This is a genomic window from Actinomadura xylanilytica, from assembly GCF_030283145.1.
Lineage (GTDB): Bacteria > Actinomycetota > Actinomycetes > Streptosporangiales > Streptosporangiaceae > Spirillospora > Spirillospora xylanilytica.
The window spans coordinates 467,046-492,183 of sequence record NZ_JASNWE010000001.1 but is presented as its reverse complement, the minus strand read 5'-3'; the positions used below and the strand labels follow the sequence as shown (position 1 = coordinate 492,183).

General features: G+C 74.1%; 24 protein-coding genes. 13 read left to right on the top strand and 11 right to left on the bottom strand.

The window, feature by feature from the left end; translation table 11 throughout:
- Positions 1 to 43: 43 nt before the first annotated feature.
- Complete coding sequence (locus QP090_RS02325) at positions 44 to 415, bottom strand: chorismate mutase (RefSeq protein ID WP_285936763.1); 372 nt, start codon at positions 413 to 415, stop codon at positions 44 to 46.
- A 446-nt stretch (positions 416 to 861) separates the two neighbouring features.
- Between QP090_RS02325 and dnaE the strand changes: the two genes are divergently transcribed.
- Entirely contained in the window at positions 862 to 4,392 is a 3,531-nt protein-coding gene (gene dnaE / locus QP090_RS02320; protein WP_285936762.1) for a DNA polymerase III subunit alpha, read from the top strand.
- Positions 4,393 to 4,426: 34 nt separating this feature from the next.
- On the opposite strand, the gene QP090_RS02315 is transcribed toward dnaE, so the two are convergent.
- Complete coding sequence (locus QP090_RS02315; protein WP_285936761.1) at positions 4,427 to 5,125, bottom strand: DUF6882 domain-containing protein; 699 nt, start codon at positions 5,123 to 5,125, stop codon at positions 4,427 to 4,429.
- 199 nt (positions 5,126 to 5,324) lie between these two features.
- On the opposite strand from QP090_RS02315, the gene QP090_RS02310 reads away from it, so the two are divergent.
- The gene (locus QP090_RS02310; protein WP_285936760.1) at positions 5,325 to 5,927 is read left to right on the top strand and encodes a hypothetical protein; all 603 of its coding nucleotides are present in this window, start codon (positions 5,325 to 5,327) and stop codon (positions 5,925 to 5,927) included.
- Here QP090_RS02310 and ybaK read toward each other — a convergent pair.
- Together ybaK and QP090_RS02300 are read right to left on the bottom strand one after the other, a co-directional pair.
- Positions 5,811 to 6,323 carry a Cys-tRNA(Pro) deacylase gene (gene ybaK, locus QP090_RS02305; RefSeq protein WP_285936759.1) on the bottom strand — a complete coding sequence of 171 codons (513 nt, stop codon included), beginning with the start codon at positions 6,321 to 6,323 and terminating at the stop codon, positions 5,811 to 5,813. The two genes, QP090_RS02310 and ybaK, sit on opposite strands and share 117 nt — an antisense overlap.
- An 87-nt stretch (positions 6,324 to 6,410) precedes the next feature.
- Positions 6,411 to 7,121 (bottom strand): LON peptidase substrate-binding domain-containing protein, encoded by a 711-nt coding sequence (locus tag QP090_RS02300; protein ID WP_285936758.1) that lies wholly within the window; start codon positions 7,119 to 7,121, stop codon positions 6,411 to 6,413.
- 351 nt (positions 7,122 to 7,472) lie between these two features.
- On the opposite strand from QP090_RS02300, the gene QP090_RS02295 reads away from it, so the two are divergent.
- From QP090_RS02295 to QP090_RS02255, 9 genes are all read left to right on the top strand, one after another.
- On the top strand, positions 7,473 to 8,285 hold the full coding sequence (locus QP090_RS02295) for a PhzF family phenazine biosynthesis protein (protein WP_285936756.1): 813 nt from the start codon (positions 7,473 to 7,475) through the stop codon (positions 8,283 to 8,285).
- A 101-nt stretch (positions 8,286 to 8,386) separates the two neighbouring features.
- On the top strand, positions 8,387 to 9,694 hold the full coding sequence (gene hisD, locus QP090_RS02290) for a histidinol dehydrogenase (RefSeq protein WP_285936755.1): 1,308 nt from the start codon (positions 8,387 to 8,389) through the stop codon (positions 9,692 to 9,694).
- Complete coding sequence (locus QP090_RS02285) at positions 9,691 to 10,794, top strand: histidinol-phosphate transaminase (RefSeq protein WP_285936754.1); 1,104 nt, start codon at positions 9,691 to 9,693, stop codon at positions 10,792 to 10,794. The genes hisD and QP090_RS02285 overlap by 4 nt, the downstream gene beginning before the upstream one ends.
- Positions 10,791 to 11,384, top strand: a complete 594-nt coding sequence (hisB, locus tag QP090_RS02280) for an imidazoleglycerol-phosphate dehydratase HisB (protein WP_285936753.1) — start codon at positions 10,791 to 10,793, stop codon at positions 11,382 to 11,384. The genes QP090_RS02285 and hisB overlap by 4 nt, the downstream gene beginning before the upstream one ends.
- 2 nt (positions 11,385 to 11,386) lie before the next feature.
- A complete protein-coding gene (locus tag QP090_RS02275) occupies positions 11,387 to 11,557 on the top strand; it encodes a hypothetical protein (protein ID WP_285936752.1) in 171 nt (56 codons plus the stop codon).
- Entirely contained in the window at positions 11,554 to 12,195 is a 642-nt protein-coding gene (gene hisH, locus QP090_RS02270) for an imidazole glycerol phosphate synthase subunit HisH (RefSeq protein ID WP_285936751.1), read from the top strand. Before QP090_RS02275 ends, hisH begins: the two co-directional genes overlap by 4 nt.
- A 52-nt stretch (positions 12,196 to 12,247) precedes the next feature.
- Complete coding sequence (priA, locus tag QP090_RS02265; protein ID WP_285936750.1) at positions 12,248 to 12,967, top strand: bifunctional 1-(5-phosphoribosyl)-5-((5-phosphoribosylamino)methylideneamino)imidazole-4-carboxamide isomerase/phosphoribosylanthranilate isomerase PriA; 720 nt, start codon at positions 12,248 to 12,250, stop codon at positions 12,965 to 12,967.
- Positions 12,964 to 13,728: an imidazole glycerol phosphate synthase subunit HisF gene (gene hisF / locus QP090_RS02260; protein ID WP_285936749.1), complete on the top strand. Its 765-nt coding sequence runs from the start codon at positions 12,964 to 12,966 to the stop codon at positions 13,726 to 13,728. Before priA ends, hisF begins: the two co-directional genes overlap by 4 nt.
- Before the next feature lie 9 nt (positions 13,729 to 13,737).
- Positions 13,738 to 14,583, top strand: coding sequence for an ATP-grasp domain-containing protein (locus tag QP090_RS02255; protein WP_285936748.1), 846 nt, complete (start codon positions 13,738 to 13,740; stop codon positions 14,581 to 14,583).
- 110 nt (positions 14,584 to 14,693) lie between these two features.
- Here the strand turns inward: QP090_RS02255 and QP090_RS02250 are convergent, their stop codons facing one another.
- Positions 14,694 to 15,956, bottom strand: a complete 1,263-nt coding sequence (locus QP090_RS02250; protein WP_285936747.1) for a YeeE/YedE family protein — start codon at positions 15,954 to 15,956, stop codon at positions 14,694 to 14,696.
- 506 nt (positions 15,957 to 16,462) lie between these two features.
- Here QP090_RS02250 and QP090_RS02245 point away from each other — a divergent pair.
- Positions 16,463 to 16,987, top strand: a complete 525-nt coding sequence (locus QP090_RS02245; protein WP_285936746.1) for a hypothetical protein — start codon at positions 16,463 to 16,465, stop codon at positions 16,985 to 16,987.
- A gap of 57 nt (positions 16,988 to 17,044) precedes the next feature.
- Here the strand turns inward: QP090_RS02245 and QP090_RS02240 are convergent, their stop codons facing one another.
- From QP090_RS02240 to QP090_RS02220, 5 genes are all read right to left on the bottom strand, one after another.
- On the bottom strand, positions 17,045 to 18,916 hold the full coding sequence (locus QP090_RS02240; RefSeq protein ID WP_285936745.1) for an APC family permease: 1,872 nt from the start codon (positions 18,914 to 18,916) through the stop codon (positions 17,045 to 17,047).
- A gap of 90 nt (positions 18,917 to 19,006) precedes the next feature.
- Positions 19,007 to 20,164: an acyl-CoA dehydrogenase family protein gene (locus QP090_RS02235; protein ID WP_285936744.1), complete on the bottom strand. Its 1,158-nt coding sequence runs from the start codon at positions 20,162 to 20,164 to the stop codon at positions 19,007 to 19,009.
- A 17-nt stretch (positions 20,165 to 20,181) separates the two neighbouring features.
- A complete protein-coding gene (locus QP090_RS02230; protein WP_285936743.1) occupies positions 20,182 to 21,360 on the bottom strand; it encodes a winged helix DNA-binding domain-containing protein in 1,179 nt (392 codons plus the stop codon).
- A gap of 38 nt (positions 21,361 to 21,398) precedes the next feature.
- On the bottom strand, positions 21,399 to 21,731 hold the full coding sequence (locus tag QP090_RS02225) for a hypothetical protein (protein ID WP_285936742.1): 333 nt from the start codon (positions 21,729 to 21,731) through the stop codon (positions 21,399 to 21,401).
- Positions 21,732 to 21,833: 102 nt separating this feature from the next.
- Positions 21,834 to 22,406, bottom strand: a complete 573-nt coding sequence (locus tag QP090_RS02220) for a TetR/AcrR family transcriptional regulator (RefSeq protein ID WP_285936741.1) — start codon at positions 22,404 to 22,406, stop codon at positions 21,834 to 21,836.
- Positions 22,407 to 22,520: 114 nt separating this feature from the next.
- Here QP090_RS02220 and QP090_RS02215 point away from each other — a divergent pair, with 114 nt between their 5' ends.
- Positions 22,521 to 23,771, top strand: a complete 1,251-nt coding sequence (locus QP090_RS02215) for an FAD-dependent monooxygenase (RefSeq protein ID WP_285936740.1) — start codon at positions 22,521 to 22,523, stop codon at positions 23,769 to 23,771.
- Here QP090_RS02215 and QP090_RS02210 read toward each other — a convergent pair.
- Positions 23,761 to 25,017 carry a hypothetical protein gene (locus QP090_RS02210; RefSeq protein WP_285936739.1) on the bottom strand — a complete coding sequence of 419 codons (1,257 nt, stop codon included), beginning with the start codon at positions 25,015 to 25,017 and terminating at the stop codon, positions 23,761 to 23,763. The two genes, QP090_RS02215 and QP090_RS02210, sit on opposite strands and share 11 nt — an antisense overlap.
- Positions 25,018 to 25,138: the final 121 nt, after the last annotated feature.

The following is a 25,138-nucleotide window of genomic DNA, read 5'->3' as shown; positions in this document are numbered from 1 at the left end:
GATATCCGGACGATTCCGGAGGGTCGGGGGCGGTCCCGTCCGGTCAGGCGTCGCTGGGGGCGCGTCCCGCCGGGGGCTCGGCCGCCGGGCCCGCGGGTGCCTCCGCCGCGGCCTCCAGCCCCGCCTCGATGATCACGTCGACGATCCGGGCCAGCCGCCCCGCGCCGAGCGCGGGCGCGCGCCCGGCCATCGCCGCGACGATCGCGCGCTCCCGCTCGGGGTCGCGCCCGGCGAAGCCGCCGACGGGCTTGAGCCGCTGGACGACGCCGGCCACCGCGGCCCGGCGCTCCAGCAGGACGGCCAGCGCGGCGTCGATGTCGTCGATCGCGGCGCGCGCGGCGTCCAGCGTGGTGAGGTCGTCGAGCGGGGCGAGGGGCACGGTCAGCGCGCCGTCGTCGAGCGTCGGGTCGGGCATGTGGGGTTTCCCTCTCTGGCGGGCGGCCCGGCCGGGGCGGTGCCGTCCGTGCGCCGGGGCCGGGGCGCTCCGCGAGGAGGCGGGTTCCGTGCGCCGGACTGCGCCTGACCGGCACCGGGGTCGTCTGTCCGCCGATCGTAAGGGGACGGGGCGCGGTTCCGTCAACTCGTGGGACGCCCGTCCCGCTCCGTGAGACGAGCGGCCGGTGCGGCGGGCTCGGCCCCGCACGGCGTCCGGGCGGATGCCGACCGTAATGGGACCGATGGGGCAAAAGAGGCATCCGGAGTGTCGGGGCCCGGGCTGCGGGCGACCCGGGTTAGGCTCTCAGAACCGCGTCATCCCGGAGCGCGTCCGGGACGGCGATCTTCCCCCGGGACCGAGACACCGACCGCACGTGCCGACCGCACGTGGGCGGTCGCATGCGACAAGCAGGAGGCGCAGCACGCATGGCCGACTCGTTCGTTCATCTGCATGTTCATACCGAGTACTCCATGCTGGACGGGGCCGCCCGGTTGAAGCAGATGTTCGAGGAGGTCGACCGGCAGAAGATGCCGGCGATCGCGATGACCGACCACGGCAACATGCACGGCGCCTACGACTTCCACCGGCAGGCCACCGCCGCCGGGATCGTCCCGATCATCGGCATCGAGGCGTACATGGCGCCCGAGTCCCGCTACCACAAGAAGAAGGTCCAGTGGGGCGAGCCCAGCCAGAAGCGCGATGACGTCTCCGGCGGCGGGCTGATCAACCACAAGACGCTGTGGGCGCGCAACCGGACCGGGCTGCACAACCTCTTCAAGCTCTCCAGCCGCGCCTTCACCGAGGGCTTCGTGTTCAAGTACGCGCGGATGGACGAGGAGCTGCTCGCCGAGCACGCCGACGGGCTGATGGCCACCACCGGCTGCCCGTCCGGCAAGGTGCAGACCCGGCTGCGGCTCGGCCAGTTCGACGAGGCGCTCAAGGCCGCCGCCACCTTCCAGGACATCCTCGGCAAGGACAACTACTTCCTGGAGCTGATGGACCACGGGCTCGACATCGAGCAGCGGGTCCGCCAGGGACTGCTCGACATCGGCAAGAAGCTGAACATCCCGCCGGTGGTCACCAACGACTCGCACTACACGCACGAGAGCGAGGCCACCGCGCACGACGCGCTGCTGTGCGTGCAGGTGGGCAAGCAGCTCGCCGACCCCGACCGGTTCCGGTTCAACGGCAGCGGCTACTACCTCAAGACCGCCGACGAGATGCGCTCCATCGACTCGTCCGAGGCGTGGCTGGAGGGCTGCAAGAACAGCCTGATGATCGCCGAGCGGGTCGACCCCGCCGGCATGTTCGAGTACCGCGACCTGAGCCCGCGGTTCCCGGTGCCGGCCGGCGAGACCGAGGAGACCTGGTTCCGCAAGGAGGTCGTGAAGGGCCTGGAGCGGCGGTTCCCGGGCGGCCTGCCCGAGGGGTACCAGCGGCAGGCCGACTACGAGATGGGCGTCATCCTCGGCAAGGGCTACCCGTCGTACTTCCTGGTCGTGGCCGACTTCATCATGTGGGCCAAGGAGAACGGCATCCTGGTCGGGCCGGGCCGCGGCAGCGCGGCGGGCTCGCTGATCGCCTACGCGATGGGGATCACCGACCTCGACCCGATCCCGCACGGGCTGATCTTCGAGCGGTTCCTCAACCCCGAACGCGAGTCGATGCCCGACATCGACATCGACTTCCCGGAAGACCGGCGGGCCGAGGTGATCCGCTACACCACCGAGAAGTGGGGCGAGGACAAGGTCGCCTACATCGCCACCTTCGGCACCATCAAGGCGAAGGCCGCGATCAAGGACGCGGGCCGCGTCCTCGGCTTCCCCTACGCGCTCGGTGACAAGATCTCCAAGGCGTTCCCGCCCGCCGTGATGGGCAAGGACATCCCGCTGTCGGGCATCTTCGACGACAAGCACCCCCGGCACGGCGAGGCCGGCGAGCTGCGCAAGCTCTACGACGAAGAGCCCGACGTCAAGCAGATCATGGACCTGGCGCAGGGCCTGGAGGGCCTGATCCGGCAGACCGGCGTGCACGCCGCCGGGATCATCATGAGCGGCGAGACCATCACCGACCACGTGCCGGTGATGCGCCGCGACGCCGACGGCGCGATCATCACGCAGTTCGACTACCCGACCTGCGAGACGCTCGGCCTGCTGAAGATGGACTTCCTCGGCCTGCGGAACCTGACGATCATCGACGACGCGCTCAAGGGCATCAAGCTCAACAAGGGCATCGACGTCGACCTGCTCGGCCTCGCGCTGGACGACCCCAAGGCCTACGAGCTGCTCGGCCGGGGCGACACCCTCGGCGTGTTCCAGTTCGACGGCGGGCCGATGCGGTCGCTACTGCGGCTGATGAAGCCGGACAACTTCGAGGACATCTCGGCGGTCGGCGCCCTCTACCGGCCCGGCCCGATGGGCGCCAACTCGCACACCAACTACGCGCTCCGCAAGAACCGCCAGCAGGAGATCACCCCGATCCACCCGGAGCTCAAGGACTCCCTGGAGGAGATCCTCGGCACCACCTACGGCCTGATCGTGTACCAGGAGCAGGTCATGTCGATCGCGCAGAAGGTCGCCGGGTACACGCTCGGCCAGGCCGACCTGCTGCGCCGCGCGATGGGCAAGAAGAAGAAGGAGGTCCTCGACAAGGAGTTCAAGCCGTTCTCCGAGGGCATGAAGACCAACGGCTACTCCGCCGAGGCGGTCAAGACCCTGTGGGACATCCTGGTCCCGTTCTCCGACTACGCCTTCAACAAGGCGCACAGCGCCGCGTACGGGCTGGTGTCGTACTGGACGGCGTACCTGAAGGCCAACTACCCGGCCGAGTACATGGCGGGCCTGCTCACCTCGGTCGGCGACGACAAGGACAAGAGCGCGCTCTACCTGAACGAGTGCCGCCGGATGGGCCTGAAGGTGCTGCCGCCCGACGTCAACACCTCCGAGGCCGACTTCACCCCGCTCGGCGACACCGAGATCCGCTTCGGCCTCTCGGCGGTCCGCAACGTCGGTACCAACGTGGTGGACGGCATCGTCGCGGCCCGCAAGGAGAAGGGCGCCTACACCGACTTCAACGACTTCCTCAGCAAGGTCCCGCCGATCGTGTGCAACAAGCGCGTGGTGGAGTCGCTGATCAAGGCGGGCGGGTTCGACGAGCTCGGGCACCGGCGCAAGGCGCTGCTGATGGTGCACGAGCAGGCGATCGACTCGGTCATCGACATCAAGCGCAAGGAGGCCGTCGGCCAGGACTCGCTGTTCGGCGCGCTGGAGGACGACGGCGGCGACGACGCGTTCGCCGTGGTCATCCCCGACAGCGAGGAGTGGGAGAAGAGCACGCTGCTGGCCTTCGAGCGCGAGATGCTCGGCCTGTACGTCTCCGACCACCCGCTGCTCGGCGTCGAGCACATCCTGGAGCGCGAGGCCGACTGCACCATCGCCGTCCTCAACGGCGGGGAACGTCCCGACGGGCAGGTCGTGGTCGTGGCCGGGCTGCTGTCCGGACTTCAGCGCAAGGTCACCAAGCAGGGCAACTCGTGGGCCATGTTCCAGCTGGAGGACCTGGGCGGGTCGATCGAGGTGATGTGCTTCCCCTCGTCCTACCAGCTCTGCTCCACCCTGCTGGCCGAGGACACCGTGCTGGTGGTCAAGGGCCGGCTGGACCGCCGCGAGGACGTCGCGAAGATCATCGCGATGGAGGTGGTCCAGCCCGACCTGACCGTCACCGACGCCAGTGGTCCGCTCGCGGTGACGCTGCCGATCGGCCGCTGCACCCCGCCGGTCGTGTCCCGGCTCAAGGAGGTGCTGGTCACCCACCCCGGCTCCGCCGAGGTCCACCTGCACCTCCAGAACGGCCCCCGCATCACCGTGGTGCGGCTCGACGACAAGCTCCGCGTCGCGCCGTCCCCGGCCCTGATGGGCGACCTCAAGCAGCTCCTCGGCCCGTCCTGCCTGGGCTGAGCCCCGCCGCCCGCCCGTCCACCGGGCCGCGGGCTCAGAGGGCCGCGGGGCTGAGCTCGGCCTCCCAGTCGACGAACCGGCCGAGCCCGTCGAAGTGGGCGCGGGCGGTGCCGCCGCCGGGGAGCCGGAGCTCGATCCGGCCGTCGGCCTCCCGGTAGGGGATCCGGTGGTGGCTGAGCAGCCGGGCGAGGGTGAGCCGGGGCTCGTGCGGGAACAGGCTCACCGCGTTCATCAGCAGCCGCGGCACCGGCACCGGGTCCCACGGCGCGGGCGGGGCCTGCGCGTCGTCGACGTGCAGGTAGGCCGAGCCGCCGTCGTAGCCGGCGCCGATGTAGCCGCCGCCGCCGAGCACCCCGCCGGCCGCCATCGCGATCAGCTCGCCGCCGTGCCCCGCGGGCCCCTCGTACCAGGACAGGTCGACCTCGGGGGTGGTGAACTCGGGGATGCCGAGCCGCTCGCCGAGCCGGCGGATGACCATCGTCGGGCCGACCGCCGGGTGGTCGTCGCCGAACTGCGGGTTGGCCCAGCCCCACAGCCAGGTGCGCTCGCGGGCGGCGTAGCTGCCGAGCAGCGACACCCGTACCGAGACCCCTCCGCTCGCGTACGTGCGCGCGGTGAGATCGGCGCTCCAGTCCTCGCGCGGCAGGAACTCGGCGAGAGTCTCCTGCTGCTGGAGGACGACCGCGGCGAGGGCGGCGCCGAGGCGTTCGAACGCGGAGCTGAATCCGGACATGTCGGGCACATTATCCCAGAAAATAGGGCCGTTCGGGGGCGTGAATCGGACTCGGGGCACGTGTCGTTCGGTTGACCTGGGCAGGCTAGGCTTTCGTCGTCGGTGTGTCTCCGGGGGCGGGCCCCCGGACGGCCGGAGGACGGGTCGGGAACATGATCGTGCTGCGCCGGGCAGCACCTTCCAGCTAGGAGCGTACGAGGTGCGGCGACCGACCGGGAGGGCCTTGCGGACCTGGGTGGTGACCAGCGCCGTCGTGGCGCTGCTCGGCCCGCTCGCCGGGCTGCTGTGGTACGCGGTCGTCCCCGCGGTGCGGTTCGTGGTCATCCAGGGCCGGCCGCTGCTCGCCGACCCCGAGGGACAGGCCCCCATCGGGATCGACGCCCGCTTCGCGCTGATCGCCGCCGCGGCCGGCGTCGGCTGCGGCGCGCTCGCCTATCTGCGCGGCGGGCGCGACAACGACGTCCCGCTGCTGCTCGGCCTCGCGGTCGGCGGCGCGGTCGCGTCCGTGCTGGCGTGGCGCGTCGGCCATCAGATCGGCCTCGGCGGGTTCCACACCGCGGTGCGCGGCGCGCCCGACGGCCGTGTCGTCACCGGGCCGGCCGACCTGCGCGCCACCGGTGTCCTGGTCTTCTGGCCGCTGCTGGCGGTCGCCGCGTACGGGCTGCTGGAGCTGTTCATCAAGCGCCTACCCGCGGGCGATGTCGGCGAGGCCGGCGCCGGTGATCCGGACGAGGTCGGCGGGGGCGAGCTCGATCTGGAGCCCGCGCCGCCCGGCCGAGACGTAGACCGTCGCGAACCCTGACGCCGAGGCGTCCACCACCGCCGGCAGCCGCCTGCGCTGCCCGAGCGGGCTGATCCCGCCGACGACGTACCCGGTGGCGCGCTCGGCGTCGCGTGGGTCGGCCATCCGGGCCCGCTTGCCGCCGGTGGCCGCCGCGAGGGCCTTCAGGTCCAGGGTCGCCGACACCGGGACCACGCCCACGGTGAGGGCGCCGTCGACGTCGGCCAGCAGCGTCTTGAAGAGGCGCTCGTGCCGCACGCCGAGGGCGTCGGCGGCGGCCCGGCCGTACGAACCCGGGTCGGCCGCGGCGGACGGGGCCGCGGTCTCGTAGCTGTGCAGGGTGTAGTCGATCTCGGCCTCCGCCGCGGCGACCGTGGCCGGAGTCCCCTTACTCCCCGTGGGCTTGGCTGCGCTCATGCCGACCATTCTGCCCCGCGATCATGATCACCCGCGCCGCGGACCGGACCGGCCGCGGACCGGGCGGGCCCGGACCGGGCGGGATGCTCAGTTGGAGGTGAACGAGCCGTCCAGGAACTGGCCGGCGGGAACGGCGGGCAGCACGTCGAGCAGCCGGTTCTCGCGGGCCAGCAGTTCGCGCTCGGCGTGCAGCCGCAGGGTGGCGTCCTCGGCCTCCAGCAGCCGCTGCTTCTCGTGGCCGTCCAGCACCATCGAGGCCGCGATGAAGTGCGACAGCCGGACCGGGTCGGCGGGCAGCCCGTCGGGTCCGCTCCCCTCAGCGCCCTCGTCCCCCTCGGGACCGGAGCCGGGCCCGGAGGCGCCGCCGATGCCCATCATGCCGAGCCGCTGCCGGTAGAGGCGGAACTGGTGCCGCGCCCGGCGGGCCGCGCTCTCGGGTTCGGCGCCGGGCTCCTCGGGGAGGAACTCGACCTCGCCCCGCAGGTAGGGCAGCGTGCGGTCGATCTCCTTGAGCCGGAACCGGCGGCTGCCGACCGTCACGATGTCGTACCGGCCGTCCGGGTGCGGGACGACCTCGGTCAGCTCGGCGACGCAGCCCACCTCGGCGAGCCGGCGCGCCGCGCCCTCGCCCACCTCGTGGCCGAGCTCGATGCCGACCACTCCGATGCCGCGGGGCTCGGGGCGGGCGAGCAGGTCGCGGACCAGGAGGCGGTAGCGGTCCTCGAACAGGTGCAGCGGGAGCACCAGTCCCGGGAACAGCACCGTGCCCAGCGGGAACAGTGCAAGCCGGTCGGTCACGGTGACTCCCAGCCTCGGGGGGACGATCCGGGCGCGCGCCCCTCACGGCCAGGGTACGCGGCGCTCGATGATCTTGAAATGGCCGGATTGTCACCATCTGAAGTTCCGTCCCGGAACCGGGCCACTTCCGCGGAACGGCCCTGCCGTGCGCGCCGGGCCGCGGCTAGGGTCTGTCTCAGAGTGCCTCGGCCGTCGCGCGAGCGTGTTACCTGGCCGGTGGGGCGAAGCCGGAGGCGAGCCCCATCGGCCAGATCGCGGAGCGATGTCGCGCTCGCCCAAGCCAGGTCGGTGTCCGAGCCGCCAGGCGAGGACGCCGGGCCGGGCTTTGAAACACGGCCTAGGGTCGGGACCATGAGAATGCTCGTCGTCGATGCCTTCACCGACCGCCCCTTCAGCGGGAATCCCGCCGGGGTCTGCATGCTCGAGCACGAGGCCGACCCCGGGTGGATGCAGCGGGTGGCCATGGAGATGAAGCACTCCGAGACCGCGTTCGTCCGCCCGATCGAGGCGCCGGACGCCGATTTCGAGCTGCGCTGGTTCACCCCGCTGACGGAGGTGGCGCTGTGCGGGCACGCCACCATGGCGAGCGCGTACGCGCTGTTCGCCACCGGAGCCGTCCCGGCCGGCGGGACGATCCGCTTCCGGACGCTCGAGAGCGGCGTCCTCACCGTGACCCGCGACTCCGGCGGCGTGCTGGAGATGGACTTCCCCGCCTCCCCGGCCGAGCCCGCCGAGGCCCCCGCGGGGCTGGCGGCCGCCCTCGGCACCGCCGCCCTCCGCACCGGCCGCACCTCCCAGAACGATCTGCTGGTGGAGGTGGCGGGCGAGGCCGCCGTCCGCGACCTGGCCCCCGACATCGCCGCCCTCGGGCGGATCGAGGCGCGCGGGATCATCGTCACGGCCGCCGCCGGGCCGGGGGAGGCGCACGACTTCGTCTCCCGCTTCTTCGCCGCGGGGGTGCTGCTCGGCGACGGCGAGGACCCGGTCACCGGCTCGGCGCACTGCGCGCTCGCCCCGTTCTGGAGCGAGCGGTTCGGACGGGACGCCCTGGTCGGCTACCAGGCGTCCGCTCGCGGCGGGTACGTCCGCACCGCCCTGCGCGGCGACCGGGTGATCCTCTCGGGTACGGCCGTGATCGTCCTGGACGGCACCCTCACGGTGTGATCCCGGCGGGCCCCGAGGGCGGGTGCCCGCGGCCTCCCAGCGGGCGTCTCGGCTGGTGAGATGGTGCACGGGGCGCCTGTCCCACTCCGTAGACTGTTCGGGTGATCTCCCGTATCGATCTGCGCGGCCCGCTCCCCGGCGACCTGCGCAGTGTGCTGCCCCGCGCCGAACTGGACGTCGAGGCCGCCCTGGACAAGGTGCGGCCCATCTGCGAGGACGTGCGCCATCGCGGCTCGGCGGCGCTGCGGGAGCACACCAGGGCCTTCGACGGCGTCGACCTGGAGTCCGCCCGGGTGCCGGTGCCGGTGATCCACCGGGCGCTGGCCACCCTCGACCCGGCCGTCCGCGACGCGCTGGAGGAGTGCGTCCGGCGGGCCCGGCTCGTCCACCGCGACCAGCGCCGCACCGACGTCACCACCCAGGTGGTGCCCGGCGGCACCGTCACCGAGCGGTGGGTCCCGGTCGACCGCGTCGGCCTGTACGTGCCGGGCGGGCAGGCGGTCTACCCCTCCAGCGTGGTCATGAACGTGGTGCCCGCGCAGGAGGCCGGCGTCGGCTCGCTCGCCGTCACCTCGCCGCCGCAGAAGGAGTTCGGGGGCCGTCCGCACCCGACGATCCTGGCGGCCTGCGCGCTCCTCGGCGTCGACGAGGTCTACGCGGCGGGCGGCGCGCAGGCGGTCGCGATGTTCGCCCACGGCACCGCCGAGTGCCGCCGCGCCGACCTGGTCACCGGGCCCGGCAACGTGTACGTCGCCGCGGCCAAGCGGCTGCTCAAGGGCGTCATCGGCATCGACTCCGAGGCCGGCCCGACCGAGATCGCCGTCCTCGCCGACCGCACCGCCGACCCGGCGCACGTCGCCGCCGACCTGATCAGCCAGGCCGAGCACGACACCCTCGCCGCCGCCGTGCTGGTCACCGACTCCACCGAGCTCGCCGCCGCGGTCGAGGCCGAGCTGAGGACCCAGGCCGCCGCCGCCCGGCACGCCGGGCGGATCACCGCGGCGCTCGCCGGCCGGCAGTCCGGCATCGTGCTGGTCGACGACATCGACGCCGGGCTGCGCGTCGTCGACGCCTACGCCGCCGAGCACCTGGAGATCCAGACCGCCGACGCCCGCGGGGTCGCCGCCCGTGTCCGCAACGCCGGCGCGGTCTTCGTCGGCCCGCACGCGCCGGTGTCGCTCGGCGACTACCTGGCCGGGTCCAACCACGTGCTGCCGACCGGCGGCTGCGCCTGCCACTCCTCGGGGCTGTCGGTGCAGTCGTTCCTGCGCGGGATCCACGTGGTCGAGTACGACGAGGCCGCGCTCGCCGAGGCCACCGCCCGGGTGGTCGTCCTCGCCGAAGCCGAGGACCTGCCCGCGCACGGCACCGCCCTGAAGGCGCGGTTCGGCGGGCAGGTACCGTCGTGACCTCGCTGGACGACCTGCCGATCCGCGCCGACCTGCGCGGCGAGAAGCCCTACGGCGCGCCCCAGCTCGACGTTCCCTACGCCCTCAACACCAACGAGAACCCCTACCCGCCGTCCGAGCGGCTGGTGAAGGCGCTCGGCGCGGCCGTCATGGACGTGGCCGGGTCGCTCAACCGCTACCCCGACCGCGACGCGGTCGCGCTCCGCGGCGACCTGGCCGCCTTCCTGAACCGGGAGAGCCTGGACGGCGCCCCGCCCGGCGCCGCGCTGACCGCCCGGCAGGTGTGGGCGGCGAACGGGTCCAACGAGATCATCCAGCAGATCCTCCAGGCGTTCGGCGGATCCGGCCGCAGCGCGCTCGGCTTCGAGCCGTCCTACTCGATGCACCAGGCGATCACCCGGGTGTCCGGCACCCGGTGGATCGACGCGCACCGCGCCGAGGACTTCGGGCTCGAACCCGAGCGGGCCGTCGCGGCGATCAAGGAGCACCGGCCCGACGTGGTGTTCCTCACCTCGCCGAACAACCCGACCGGCACCGCCCTGCCGCTGGAGGCGATCGAGGCCGCGCTGGACGCCGCGCCCGGCATGGTGGTGGTCGACGAGGCCTACGGCGAGTTCCGCCGCGCGGGCACCCCGTCGGCGCTGTCGCTGCTGCCCGGCCGCCCCCGGCTGATCGTCACCCGGACGATGTCCAAGGCGTTCGCGATGGCCGGGACGCGGCTGGGCTACCTGGCCGCGGACCCCGCCGTGCTCGACGCGCTGCTGCTGGTCCGGCTGCCCTACCATCTGTCGTCGGTCACGCAGGCCGTGGCGCGCACCGCCGTCGCGTTCGGCGACGAGCTGCTCGGCACCGTCGGCGCGCTCCGCCGCGAGCGCGACGACCTGGTCGCGTGGCTGCGCGCCGAGGGGCTCACGGTGGCCGACTCCGACGCCAACTTCGTGCTGTTCGGGACGTTCCCCGACCGGCGCCGCGTCTGGGAGGCCCTGCTGGAGCGGGGCGTGCTGATCCGCGAGGTGGGCCCGCCCGAGTGGCTGCGGGTGAGCGTCGGCACCCCGGACGAGATGGCCGCCTTCCGCACCGCTTTGAAGGAGAGTCTGTGACGCGCAAGGGCAGAGTCGAGCGCGGGACCGGGGAGACCCAGGTCCTGGTCGAGATCGACCTCGACGGCACCGGGCAGGTCGACGTCGCCACCGGCGTCGGGTTCTTCGACCACATGCTGGCCCAGCTCGGCAAGCACGGGTCGTTCGACCTGACCGTCAAGACCGCCGGCGACCTGCACATCGACAGCCACCACACGATCGAGGACACCGCGATCGCGCTCGGCCAGGCGTTCCGGCAGGCGCTCGGCGACAAGGCGGGCATCCACCGCTTCGCCGACGTCTCGATCCCGCTGGACGAGGCGCTCGCGCAGGTGACGGTGGACGTGTCCGGCCGCCCCTACCTGGTTCACGCCGAGCCTGCGGGCATGGCCCCGATGATCGGGCCCGAGTACGACACCACGATGACCCGGCACATCTTCGAGTCGTTCGTGTCCAACGCGCGGATCGCCCTGCACGTGCACGTCCCGTACGGGCGCAACGCGCACCACATCGTCGAGGCCCAGTTCAAGGCGCTGGCCCGCGCGCTGCGCGACGCCGTCGCCCTCGACCCCAAGGTGCACGGCATCCCGTCCACCAAGGGAGCCCTGTAGCCGTGGACATCGGCGGACTGCACTTCACCTATGGCAACGTCGTGGTCTTCGCGGTCGCGGTGTTCCTGCTGATGGGCGTCTACAGCTTCGTCAAGCAGGGGCTGAAGATCGCCGCGCTGATCGTCCTGGTCCTCGCGGTGCTGGCCGCGACGGCGGGGGTGATGTGGCTGTGACCCCCCGCGTCGTCGTCCTCGACTACGGCTCGGGCAACCTGCGCTCGGCCGAGCGGGCGGTCGCCCGCGCCGGCGCCGAGGTCACCGTGACCGCCGACTGGGACGCCGCGCTCGACGCCGACGGCCTGGTCGTCCCCGGCGTGGGCGCGTTCGCCGCCTGCATGGCGGGGCTGCGCGCGATCCGCGGCGAGCAGATCATCGGGCGGCGGCTGGCCGGCGGCCGGCCCGTCCTCGGCATCTGCGTCGGCATGCAGATCCTCTTCGGCAAGGGCGTCGAGCACGGCGTCACCACCGAGGGCTGCGACGAGTGGCCCGGCACCGTCGAGCGGCTCGACGCGCCGGTCCTGCCGCACATGGGCTGGAACACCGTCGCCGCGCCCGAGGACTCGGTGCTGTTCCGCGGCCTCGACGCCGCCACCCGCTTCTACTTCGTGCACTCCTACGCGGTGCGCCGCTGGGAGCTGGAGCCCGACCCGGCCGGACGGCTCACCCCGCCGCTGGTCACCTGGGCCGAGCACGGCGGGCCGTTCGTCGCCGCTGTCGAGAACGGGGCGCTGTGCGCGACCCAGTTCCATCCGGAGAAGTCCGGCGACGCCGGCGCCGAGGTCCTCGGCAACTGGCTCTCCACCCTCGCCTGAACGCGCCCGCCGTGGCGCGAGTCCCTGTCACCAGCCCCGATGAGGTCCTCGCATGACTCTGACGCTCCTTCCCGCAGTCGACGTCGCCGATGGCAAGGCCGTCCGCCTGGTCCAGGGGGAGGCCGGCACCGAGACGTCCTACGGCGCGCCCCTGGACGCCGCGCTGGCCTGGCAGTCCGCGGGCGCCGAGTGGATCCACCTGGTCGATCTGGACGCCGCGTTCGGGCGCGGCTCCAACCGCGAGCTGATCGCCGAGGTCACCGGGCGGCTGGAGGTGAAGGTCGAGCTGTCGGGCGGCATCCGCGACGACGCCTCGCTGGAGGCGGCCCTCGCCACCGGCTGCGCGCGGGTCAACATCGGCACCGCCGCGCTGGAGGACCCGGCCTGGTGCCGCAAGATCATCGCCTCGCACGGGGACCGGATCGCGGTCGGGCTGGACGTCCGCGGCACCACCCTGGCCGCCCGCGGCTGGACCCGCGAGGGCGGCGACCTGTGGGAGGTCCTGGCCCGCCTGGAGGACGACGGCTGCCCCCGCTACGTGGTCACCGACGTGACCAAGGACGGCACGCTGCGCGGCCCGAACGTCGAGCTGCTCCGCGAGGTCTGCTCCCGGACCGGCAAGCCCGTGGTCGCCTCCGGCGGCGTCTCGTCCCTGGACGACCTGCGCGCCCTCGCCGCGCTGGTGCCGGACGGGGTGGAGGGCGCGATCGTCGGCAAGGCCCTGTACGCCGAGGCGTTCACCCTCGAAGAGGCGCTGGCGGCGGTCAAGTGAGTGTCGCCGTGCGGGTGATCCCGTGCCTGGACGTCGACGCCGGGCGGGTGGTCAAGGGCGTCAACTTCCAGAACCTGCGCGACGCGGGCGACCCGGTCGAGCTGGCCCGCCGCTACGACGCCGAGGGCGCCGACGAGCTGACCTTCCTCGACATCACCGCCTCCAGCGGCGACCGCTCCACCACCTACGACGTGGTGCGGCGCACCGCTGAGGAGGTGTTCATCCCGCTCACCGTCGGCGGCGGCGTCCGGGCGGTGGACGACATCGACCGGCTGCTGCGCGCGGGGGCCGACAAGGTGTCGGTCAACACCGCCGCGATCGCCCGTCCCGAGTTCCTCAGCGAGGCCGCGCACCGGTTCGGCTCGCAGTGCGTGGTGCTGTCGGTCGACGCCCGCCGGACGGACGCGGGCACCGAGTCCGGCTACGAGGTGACCACGCACGGGGGCCGCAAGGGGACCGGCATCGACGCGGTCGGCTGGGCCCGCCGCGGTGAGGAGCTCGGCGTCGGCGAGATCCTGCTCAACTCGATGGACGCCGATGGCACCAAGAACGGCTTCGACCTGGAGATGCTCGGCCGGGTCCGGGCCGCGGTGTCGGTGCCGGTCATCGCCAGCGGCGGCGCCGGGGCCCTGGAGCACTTCGCGCCCGCCGTCGACGCGGGCGCCGACGCCGTCCTGGCCGCCAGCGTCTTCCACTTCGGCGACCTTAAGATCGGTGAGGTGAAGGACGCCCTCCGCGCCGGGGGCCACCCCGTCCGTTAGGACCCCCCCGTGACCATCGCCCTGGCCACCTGCTCGTGGCTGCCCGAGGGCAGCGACGACGCGCAAGCCCTGATCAAGGCCCTCGACCGGGCCGGCCTGGCCGCCGACCCGGTCGTCTGGGACGGCCCGGCCGACTGGTCGTCCCACGACCTGGTCATCATCCGGTCGACCTGGGACTACACCACTCGCCGCGACGAGTTCCTGGCCTGGGCGCGGGGGCTTCCCCGGCTGCTCAACCCGGTGGACGTGCTGAGCTGGAACACCGACAAGCGCTACCTGCGCGAGCTCGCGGACGCGGGAGTTCCGGTCGTGCCGACGCTGTGGGACCCGTCCGGGGTCCCCGCCGAGTGGCCCGAGTACGTGGTCAAGCCCGCGGTCTCCATCGGGTGCCGCGACACGGCCCGCTGGGGTCCCGGCGAGGAGGCGGCGGCCCGCGCGCACCTGCGGTCGCTGCGCGAGGGGGGCCGGACCGCGATGGTCCAGCCGTACCTGTCGGCCATCGACACCGAGGGCGAGACCGCGCTGGTGTTCCTGGACGGCGCGTTCAGCCACGCGGGACGCAAGGCGCCCATCCTCACGGCGGGCGCCGGCGTCGAGGGCCCGGTCGTCCCGGGCGGCCCCCGCGGGCAGGTCACCGCCGCCGAGGCGACGGCCGAGCAGCTCGCGGTGGCCGAATGGGCCCTGGCCGCCGTCCCCGGCGGCCCCGACCTCCTCTACGCCCGCGTCGACCTCGTCCCCGGCCCGGACGGGTCGCCGGTGGTGATCGAGCTCGAACTCGCCGAGCCCAACCTCTACCTCCAGTTCGGCCCCGGCGCCGCCGACCGGCTGGCCGGGGCCGTCGCCGCCCGCCTCTGACCGTCCGTCCCGGCCGGAGCCGAGCGGCGGGCGCGGTCGACCGGCGTGCCGCCGCCACCGGCCGGTTCGGCGGGGCCGACCCGTTCGGGCCGGGCCGGGAGGAGGCGGGGTCAGCAGACGCTGTCCTTGGGGGCGGGGTTGGCGAGGCCGAACAGGGTGCGGGCGCGCAGGCCGACCCAGGTGCCCGCGAGCGCGACCGCGCCCCACAGCCACCCGTGCAGGCTGCCGGAGGCGATCCCGGCGAGGTAGGCGCCGATGTTGCAGCCGCCGGCCAGGCGGGCGCCGACGCCCATGATGATCCCGCCGAGGACGGCGGCGACGGCGGTGCGCCAGGGCATCCCGCGGTGCAGCGTCCAGGCGCCGCCCGCGGCGGACGCGACGGCGGCGCCGAGCATGATCCCGATGTCGGTGAGGCTGGTCTTGTCGGCCAGCACCGGCCCGGCGAGCATCTGCGCCTGCTTTGGCTGCTCCCAGTAGCTCCACGTCTCCGGGTGCAGGCCGATGAACTGGAGGAACTTGGCGCCCCAGAGCGCGAACGCGCTGGTGATGCCCCAGGCTCCGCCGGAGACCAGCAGCACCGCGCCGCCCAGCACGGCCAGGACCAGCGCCCCGGCGAGCAGCGGCCAGGAGCCGCGGACGGCGCGGACCGGGCCGCGGGCGGTGGGCACCGCGCCGACCGGCGGCGGGGTGCGGCGGGCCTGGACCGCCCGGGTCAGCGCGACGATCCCGGCGAGCGCGGCGAGGGTGACCGCCCACGAGCCGAACCAGCCGAGGTGGTCCGACAGCAGCACGCCGGGCACCGACGGCAGGTCGTCGACCAGGTCGAACTGCCACGAGTACAGGATCGAGCCGGCGATGAAGCCGCCGAGCGTCAGCAGGATGGTGGACTGGCCGGACCCGACCGCGAACAGCGTCCCGGACGCGCAGGCGCCGCCGAGCTGCATGCCGATGCCGAACAGGAACGCCCCGGCGAGCAGTGCGACGCCGAGGTCGCCGCCGGACGGCTGCGGCGCCGTCCCGAACAGCCCGGTGCCGGTCCCGATGATCAGCGCGAAGAGGGTCGCGGTGGTGCCGAGCAGCAGGGCGTGCGCGCGCAGGCCGGTGCCGTTGCCGACGGCGACGAGCTGCCGCCACGCGGAGGTGAAGCCGAACCGGGAGTGGAACAGCGCGATGCCGAGGCCGAGCCCGAGGAGCAGCAGCACGCCCTGCTTGGCCCCGTGCTCGGCCCAGACGTAGCCGGTGAGGGCGAGCGAGCCGAGCGAGGCGATCAGCAGCGGCGCGCGGCGGACCGGTTGGAGGTCTTCGGGGACGGGGGCGGGCACGGAGGTGACGGCCGGGGAGGGCGGGCGCAGGAAGGGAAGTGTCGTCGACACGAGGGGCTCCAGGGGGAGTGGGGGTGACCCGGCCGGACGCGGAGGTGGGCGCGGGCAGGGCGCGCACGCGCGGTGGCGGCGGGTCAGGAAGGGTCGGGCGGGAGCGTCAGCGGCGACACAGCGCGTCGTCCACACAGGTGAGCGCCATGGTGAACAGCACCATGCGCAGCCCCGTCGTAAACCCGATCATGCCGGTCAGAATACCCGGTTGCGAAACCCGCCGGTCAGGCCGGGGTCCCCAGCGGGAGGTCGGGCGGGTTCGGCACGTGCCCCTCTTCGCTTCCCGGACGGGACGTCACCGGCCCGCCGCGCCGGGCCGGTCAGTGCGGGCGGGCCCGTCTGGCGGCGGGCGGGGTTCTCTGGGATCGTGTCGGCGACAGAGCAGCGCCGCAGGATCTTCTCCGTACGGGAGAACGGGGAGGACCGAGATGTGGGCCGGGCCGAACACGCCGACGGGACCTGCGCCTCCCGGGCCCCCGCCGTCCGGCCGGCCGCACCCTCCTCCGGTGCGGCCCAGGGCGGGCTGGTACGCCCTGCCCGCCGTGCTGCTGCTGGCCGCCTCCGCCGGGTTCCTCGGGGTGCTCGCCTGCACCTGGGAGGACGTCGAGGCCGCGGACGGGCCCGTCGTGTCGGGCGACCCGCGGATCGGGGTGACCGTGCGGCTGGCCGAGGGCCGCACCTACTTCGTCTACGTGCGCGAGCACGCCTCCAGCCCGTATAGGTGCGCGGTCGCGCTCGCCGGGGCGTCCGGGCCTTTGAGGCTCACCCGGGAGAACTCCTGGAGCGCCGCCGGCCATCCGGGCTACCGCTACACCGCGACGTTCAAGGCCCCGCTCACCGGCCCCGCCCGGCTCACCTGCCGCGGCGAGGGCGGCGGGCTGCTGGTGACCCCGGACGGCACCGTGCGCACCTACCGTGGCCTGGCGTTCCTGGGCGCGGTCGGCGTCGCGGGCCCGGCGGTCCTCGCCATCGCGGTCATCGCGGTGACCCGCCGCCGTTCGGCGGGCAGGGCCCGGGCCGCCGCCGGCTGATCTCCGGACGGCGGGCCCGCCTTGCCCTGGGGCGCCCGCCTCGCCCTGGCGTCCGCCTCAGCGCGTCGTCAGCCGGTACGGGTAGGTGCAGACGATGACGTCGAGTTCGGTGCGCAGCAGCGTCACCAGGATGGCCGGGCGCGGGTCCTGGAGGAGCCGGTACCGCCAGCGCCGCGGCTCGACCTCCGGGACGAGCACGGCGACCGGCCGGTCGCTGTGCTTCTCGCGCACGAACGTGATGATCGGCCTGATCAGCGACCGCTGCGGGCTGGTCAGCGTCTCCAGCCGCACCCCCGGGTCCCATCGGTCCCATCGTTCGCGGAACGCCGCCGCCTGGTCGGCCTCGGTGTGCACGCTGACCGCGATCACCTCCAGCCCGAGCGTCAGCGCTGCCCCGAGCGCCTGCCCGGTCAGCCGGTCGATGCCGGCCACCGGCACGATCACCACCTCGGCGGGGTTCCGCGCCGGGGCGGCGACCAGGTCCGCGCCGATCTCGCGGTCCACCGCGCGGTAGAACGCCTGGATCCGGGCGAACAGCAGCATCACCAGCGGGATGATCACCACCACCACCCAGGCGCCCTCGGTGAACTTGCTGGCCAGGAAGACCGCCGTCGCCGTCGCGGTCATCGCCGCGCCGGCGCCGTTCAGCGCGGCCCGCGCCGCCCACCGCGGCGGGCGGGTGGACCACCAGTGCCGCACCAGCCCGGTCTGGCTGATCGTGAAGCCGATGAACACCCCGATCGCGTACAGCGGGATGAGGCGCGCGGTGGCCGCGTCGACCACGATGAGCAGCACCGCCGCGAACAGCGCGAGCGTCACGATCCCGAACCGGAACACCGGCCGCCGCGACCGCAGCGCGAACAGGTGCGGCAGCCGGTGGTCGCGGGCCAGCAGGCTGAACAGCACCGGGAGCCCGCCGAAGCTGGTGTTGGCCGCCAGCGCCAGGATCAGCGCCGTCACGAGGTTGACGGCGTAGTACAGCCAGCCCGCCCCGAACGCCCCGGCCGACAGCTGCGCGAGCACCGTGACGCCCGCGCGCGGCGCCACGTGGTCGCGGGTGATCAGGGTGGCGAGGCCGAGCAGCATCGCCCCGAGCAGCACGCCGAGCATGATCTCGGTGTGCTGCGCGCGGCGGACCCGCGGCTCCTGGAACGCCGGGGTGCCGTTCGCGATCGCCTCCACCCCGGTCAGCGCCGAGCAGCCGGCCGAGAACGCCTTGAGGATCAGCACGATGCCGACGGCCTCCACGGCGTGGACCGGCCGCGCCCCGCCGACCACCGCCGCCGGATGCCCGCGGACCAGCCCGGCGGCCACGATCCCGAGGATCAGCACCACGAACGCCGCCATCGGGAGCATCAGCACCCGCGCGCTCTCGGCGATGCCCCACAGGTTGACCCCCGCGATCACCAGCAGCCCGCACAGCGCCATCTCCAGGAGGTGCCCCGACAGGACCGGGAAGGCCGAGGCGATGCTGGCCGCGCCCGCCGACAGGCTCACCGCGACCGTCAGGACGTAGTCGACGAGCAGGCTCGCCGCCGCCAGCAGGCTGACGGGCTGCCCGAGGTCCCTGCGGGCGACCGCGTAGGAGCCCCCGCCGTCCGGGTGGACGGCGATGACCTGCCGGTAGGACACCACGAGCACCACCAGCAGCACCGCGATCACGGCGGCGACCGGCAGCGTGAACCGCAGTGCGGCGGCCCCCGCCGCGACGAGCACCAGGACGATCGCCTCCGGCCCGTACGCGACGGAGCTGAACGCGTCCAGCGACAGCGCCGCCAGCCCCCCGAACGCGGTGAGCCGCTCGCGGTCGCCCTCCCCGCGGTGCGGCGGGACCCGCGGCGCCGCCCGTGCGGGAGGACGCGCCGCACCGTCCCCCGTCCCGCCCTCCACCACGCGCGCCCCCCGTCGCGTCCGCCAGGCGATGATCACCTACCCGCGTCCCCGCCCGGCTACGCCCGGTCGGAGGTCAGGGGAGGTCCGCGGTCGGGGGCGGGCCGGCCGATCCCGGACGCGGGGCGGTCAGCGCCGCTTCCGGGCGTCGGCGGCGAGGTGCCGGCCGATGACCATCCGCTGGATCTGGTTGGTGCCCTCGAAGATCTGCATCACCTTCGCCTCGCGCAGGTGCCGCTCGACCGGGAAGTCGCGGGTGTACCCGTAGCCGCCGAGCACCTGGACCGCGTCGACCGTCACCTTCATCGCCGCGTCCGTCGCGACGAGCTTGGCGATCGACGCCTGCCGCGCGAACGGCAGCCCGCGGTCTTTGCGGCGGGCGGCGTCCAGATAGGTCGCGCGCGCCGACTCCACCGCCGCCGCCATGTCGGCCAGCAGGAACGAGAGCCCCTGGTTGTCGATGATCGGGCGGCCGAACTGCTCGCGACCGGTCGCGTAGGACACCGCGTGGTCGAGGGCGCCCTGCGCCAGCCCGACCGCGCACGCCGCGATGCCGAGCCGCCCGGAGTCGAGCGCCGACAGCGCGATCGGGAACCCCTGCCCCTCGGCGCCGAGCCGCCACCGGGCGGGCACGGCGGCGCCGTCGAAGTGGAGCTGCGCGGTGGTCGACCCGGTGAGGCCCATCTTGCGCTCGGGCGGCCCGAAGGTCAGGCCCGGCATCCGCCCCTCGGTGAGGAAGCAGGAGATGCCGCGGCCCCCGTCGTCGGACGTGCGCGCGAAGAGGACGTAGAAGTCGGCCTCGCCGCCGTGGGTGATCCACGTCTTGGTGCCGGTGATCCGGTAGTGGTCGCCCTCGGGGACGGCGCGGGTGCTGAGCGCGCCCGCGTCGGACCCGGCATGCGCCTCCGACAGCGCGTAGCCGCCGAGCAGGTCGCCGGCCAGCAGGGCGGGCAGCCGCTCGCGCTGCTCGCCGGCGCCGTAGGCCGACAGGGGGAAGCACGACAGGGTGTGCACGCTGACGCCGACGGCGACCGACGCCCACACCGAGGCGATCTCCTCCAGCACCTGGAGGTAGATCTCGTACGGCTGGCCGCCGCCGCCGTCCTCCTCGGGGTAGGGCAGGCCGAGCAGCCCGGCCCGGCCGAGCAGCCGGAACATCTCGCGGGGGAACGCACCGGCCTCCTCCGCGGCGGCGGCGCGCGGCGCCAGTTCCCTGCGGGCGAGGTCGCGGGTCAGGGCGATGAGGTCTTCGGCTTCGGGGCTCGGGAGCATCCGTTCGGCGGGCATGCCGACATCTTCGCGGATCAGGCGGTCAGTTCGCGTTCCAGGGGGGTGCGGAACCGGGGGACGGCGCGGACGTCGGCGTAGAACGCGGTGGTGCGGGCGGCCTCGGCCTCGATCGACGCCTTCGCCTCGGCGCCCGGGTCCTCCAGCAGCCGCACCGCGATCTCGCCATCGGCGCGCTGGGCCCAGCCGCCGACGACGCGGCCGTCCCACCATACGGTCGGGCCGATGTTGCCGGTCTTGTCGAACAGGGCGGGCCCGTGTCCGCCGAGGAACCAGCCGCGGTCCTGCCAGCCCATCGGGGTCGGGTCGAGCGCGGGCAGCAGCGCCGCCCACGGTTCGGCGGGCGCGACCGGCTCGGTGTCGTCGGCGAGCACCAGCCCGGTCGTCCCGCCGAGGCCGGCCTCGACGACGTCCAGCGCGGCGACGGCCTTCCTGACGTCGCCGGCGCTCCAGCCGGTCCACCACTTCAGGTCCGACAGGGGGGCGGGGCCGAACGCGCGCAGCCAGCGCCGGGCGACCTCGGCCCGCGCCTCGGCGGGCGGCGTGCCGGGGATGCCGCCGGGGAACCAGGTCTCGATCGGCGCCCACCGGTACTGGCTGCTGGACCACGACCCGTTGGGGCGCCCGCGCGCGATGCGCCCCGCGCAGCCGAGCGTCAGCAGGACCCAGGTGGTGATGCCGGTCGGGCGCGAGTACGGCTTGCCGGGCGAGGTGTCGACCTGGGTGCGCAGCCGCGGCTCGTCGGCGCTGAGCTGCGCGCCGGTCGCCTCGCCGCGGGCCAGCAGCGCCCGGTGGGCCGCCTCCTCGACGTCGGCGAACCAGGCGGCGGCGTCGCCGTCGACGACGCCGGCCCGCTCGACGAACCGGGAGTAGGTGCGGCGCTGCCTGGCCGCCAGGGCGTCGGCGGTGGACGCCTGCACGGCCGGGACGAACTCGGCCGGCACCACGAACATCGTCCGCCGCATCGCCAGCATCCGCAGCAGCGACCGGTCGTCGTAAAGGGCACGCTCGACCGCGCCGGGGCCCGCCGTGACGCTGCGCGCCGCGACCGCCAGGAAGACCGAGGCCGGGTCGCTGGCGTGCAGCGCCACCATGGACCGGACGATCTCGCGGACGTCGTCGGTGCGGTCGCCGGCCGCCAGCCGGTGCCGCCGGCCGAGCCGCGCCCGCCGCTGCGCGGTGTCGATCTCGATCATGCGCGGGAGCCTACGCGGGGGGGACGACGGTCCGGGCGTCAGCCGTTGTTGGCGATCTTCACGACCACCTGGTCCTTGGTGACCGACTGGACCGAGACGTCGAAGCCGTCGGCCTGCTCGTTCTCGCCGACCGGCACGGTGATCCGCTGCCCGGCCACCTTCAGGGTGACCGAGCGGCCGTCCACGCCGATCAGCTCGGCCTTGACGCCGAGGATGGAGGCGTTGGCGTCCACCCCGCGATCGAAGGTGATGGTGCAGGAGCGGGCGCCGCAGTCGGTTTTGCTGCCTTCGCCGCCGCAGGCGGCCACGGTGCCCAGGGGCAGCAGCACTAGAGGGAGCAGGGCCAGTTTCCGCCGGACGGGGGAGATCATGGCACCGAGTCTACGGGCGGCCGTCCCGCCGGCCCCCCTCCCTGAGACCGAACGTCCGGGGCCGGAAAGTAGTACCAGGCGGTGACCCGCGCGCCCGTCCCGTCACCGGGGGAGCGGCTCGGTGAGGTAGCGCTGGACGGTGGGACCGATGTTGGCGATCAGCGCGTCCGCGCCGAGGCCGGTGAGCGGGGGCAGGCACAGGATGTAGCGGCACAGCGCCACCCCGAGGAGCTGGGTGGACACCAGCCCGGCCCGCGCGGGCAGCTCGGCCGGGTCGGCCACCACGGGGGCGAGAGCCCCGGCGACCTGGACGCCGAACACGGTGCGCATCCGCTCGGCGGCGATGTCGTTGGTGACGGAGGAGCGGAACAGCACGATCAGCATCTCGTCGGAGAGGCTGCCCTCCCACCGCTCGACGAAGTGCCGGACCAGAGTCTGCCCGACCTGGTCGCGGGGGACCGCGCCGAGGTCGGGCGCCATCAGGTCGATGTCGGTCGCCGCCGCGAACAGCCCGTCCTTGCTGCCGTAGTAGCGCATGACCATCGACGGGTCGATGCCGGCGTCGGCGGCGATGGCGCGGATGGTCGCGCGTTCGAAGCCGTCGGCGGCGAAGCGGCGCCGGGCCGCCGTCAGGATCGCCGTGCGGGTCTGGTCGGAGCGCTGGGTGAAGGCCATCCGGACAAGGATAGCCAACAGGTGTTGGCAAACGTCCGGCGGGCGGTTAGCGTTGAGGTCAACAGCCGTTGGCAAACTGCTGTTGGCCAACGGACGTCGACGAAGGAGGACGCCATGTCCACCCAGAACGGCCCCCGCATCCCGGAACCGGCCGTCCGCCCCGCCGGGGCCGCCCCGGCCGCCCCACTCCCCACGAGCGCCGACGTGCTGATCGTCGGCGCGGGCCCCGCCGGACTGGCGCTCGCCGCCGGCCTCGCCGCACGCGGCGTGGACGCCGTCGTGGTCGACCGCCTGGCCGAGCGCGGGACCACCTCACGCGCCATCGTCGTGCACGCCCGCACCATGGAGGTCCTGGACGGCCTCGGTGCCGGCGCCGAGCTGGTGGGACGCGGGCTGATCGTGCCGCGCTTCACCATCCGCGACCGCGACCGCATCCTGCTGGCGATCGACCTCGGCGGCCTGCCCACGGCGCACCCCTACATGCTGATGGTCCCGCAGTACGTCACCGAGGCGGTGCTCCTGGACCGGCTCACCGCGCTCGGCGGCCGGGTCCACCGCCCTTGCGAGCTGACGGGCCTGGAGCAGGACGCCGGAGGCGTCACCGCCACCATGGCGTCCGGCGAGACGATCCGCGCCCGCTACGTCGTCGGCGCCGACGGGATGCACAGCGCCGTGCGCGAGCACGCGGGCATCGGCTTCACCGGCTCCGCCTACCCCCTGTCGTTCGTGCTCGCCGACGTGCGGATGGAGTGGGCGCTCGGCCGCGAGGAGGCCGCGGTCTTCCTCGCGCCCGCCGGGCCCGCCATCGTGGCGCCGCTGCCGGGCGGTCGCACCCGGGTCGTCGCCGCCGTCACTGGCCCGGCGCCCGAGCGTCTGAGGTTGGACGACGTGCGGGCCATCCTGGACGCGCGCGGGCCGATGAGGAGCCGGGCCAGGGTGACCGAGGTCGAGTGGAGCTCGCGGTTCCGGGTGCACCGCCGTCTCGCCGACCGCTTCCGGGACGGCCGGATCTTCCTCGCGGGGGACGCCGCCCACGTGCACAGCCCGCTGGGCGGCCAGGGCATGAACACCAGCATCCAGGATGCGGCCGACCTCGCCGGGCGGCTCACCGCCGCGCTCCGGCCCGGCGCCGGGCCGGACGGTTACGAGGCCGCGCGCCGTCCGGTCGCCGAAGGCGTGGTCGCCTTCACCGACCGGTTGACCCGCGCCGCCACGCTCGACGGCTCGTCCCAGCGGTGGGTCCGCAACCTGCTGCTGCGGGGGGCCGGGCAGATCCCGGCCGTGCGCCGTGCGGCGGCGATGAACCTGTCAGAGCTCGCCGCCGACGGCGTCCGCCGGGCCGGGGCGGGGGCCCCTAGGTCATGAGCCGCGCGGCGGAGGTGGCGCGGACCTCATGGTCCTCGGCGGCGTCGTGCTGGAGCCGCTGGAGGCGGATCCGGGTCTCGTCGGTCAGCGGGGCGAACCGGGCGGCCTCGTCGCGGACCTTCTCCTCGCAGTCCCACAGCCCCTCAACGGTGTAGGACTCGGCGGTGTGCGGGGCGGTGCGGGTCAGCGCCGTCAGGACGCGGGGCCGCAGGTAGGCGTAGGCGGATTCGGTCCAGGCGGACTTCAGCAGCGGGACGGCCTCGCCCGCGCGCAGCCGTCCCAGCCCCTCGATCGGCCCGGCGGCGGCGGACCAGTCGCGCCGGTCGAGCGCCGCGCGCAGCTCGCTCATCAGCAGCGGGATGTCCTGCCGGGTGCCGTGGCGGGCGAGGATGCGCAGCCCCATGTCGGCGCAGCCGCCGCGCGCGGTCGCCCACGCGCGTGCGCGGGGGAGCGCCTCGGGCCCGTACTCGCACAGCGCCCGGCACACCGCGCCGCCGAATCTGCTGGGCCGCTGGGGGAGCAGCTCCTCGGCCAGGTCGAGCAGGCCGAGGGCGCGTCTGCGCCCGAGCTCGAAGATGGCCGCCACGGCGTCGTTGTCACGGCCCCTGGCGAGCTGGAGGAGTTCGGTCTCGCTGCGCTCGGCCCGCCGTCCCGACGCGGCGCCGGGACGGCGGCCCAGGGCGGCGCCCCGGCGCCGCTCCAGGGCCTGGGCTATCCGCGGCTGCCCCGCCGCCCAGGTCTCGACCACCGGGTTGCGCGGCCCCGCCACCAGCAGGTCGAGCTCGACGTCGTCGCACCGCGCCGCCACCAGGCCCTCCAGGCCGAGCGTCAGGGACGGGTCGCGCAGCCCCGCCAGGGCGTCGAGCGCGTCGAACCACTGGGCGCCCTCGTCGGCGTACTGGCGCAGCACGAGGGCCGCCTCGCGGCGGCTGAGCCGCACCAGGTCGGCCAGCACGTCCAGGGCGAGCTGCGCCCGCCAGTCGCCGTCGTCGGTGGCGTCGGCCGGATCGAACAGGTGCTCGGCGACCGGCCCGACCGGCAACTCCAGGTCCACCATCAGCCGGGCGTAGTAGAGCCCCCGATCCTCGCATTGCGGATCCCAGCGCGGATCCCGGCGGACGCAGTCGTAGACGTACTCGCCCGCGCCCGGCTCGTCCGCCGCGCGCCGGGCGGCACGGCCCAGGCCGCGCTGTAGCTGCCCGTGCAGCGTGCCCGCTGATTCCAAGACGACCTCATAGCTGCTCACCCCAGCAGAATGCGCACTCGACCAGATAACGGGCAAGTGCTTTACCCCAGGTCGTCACAGCAGAAAGTCCGGACCGCCCCGGAAACCGACGCCGGGCGCACCGCGGACGGGCGCCCGGCGC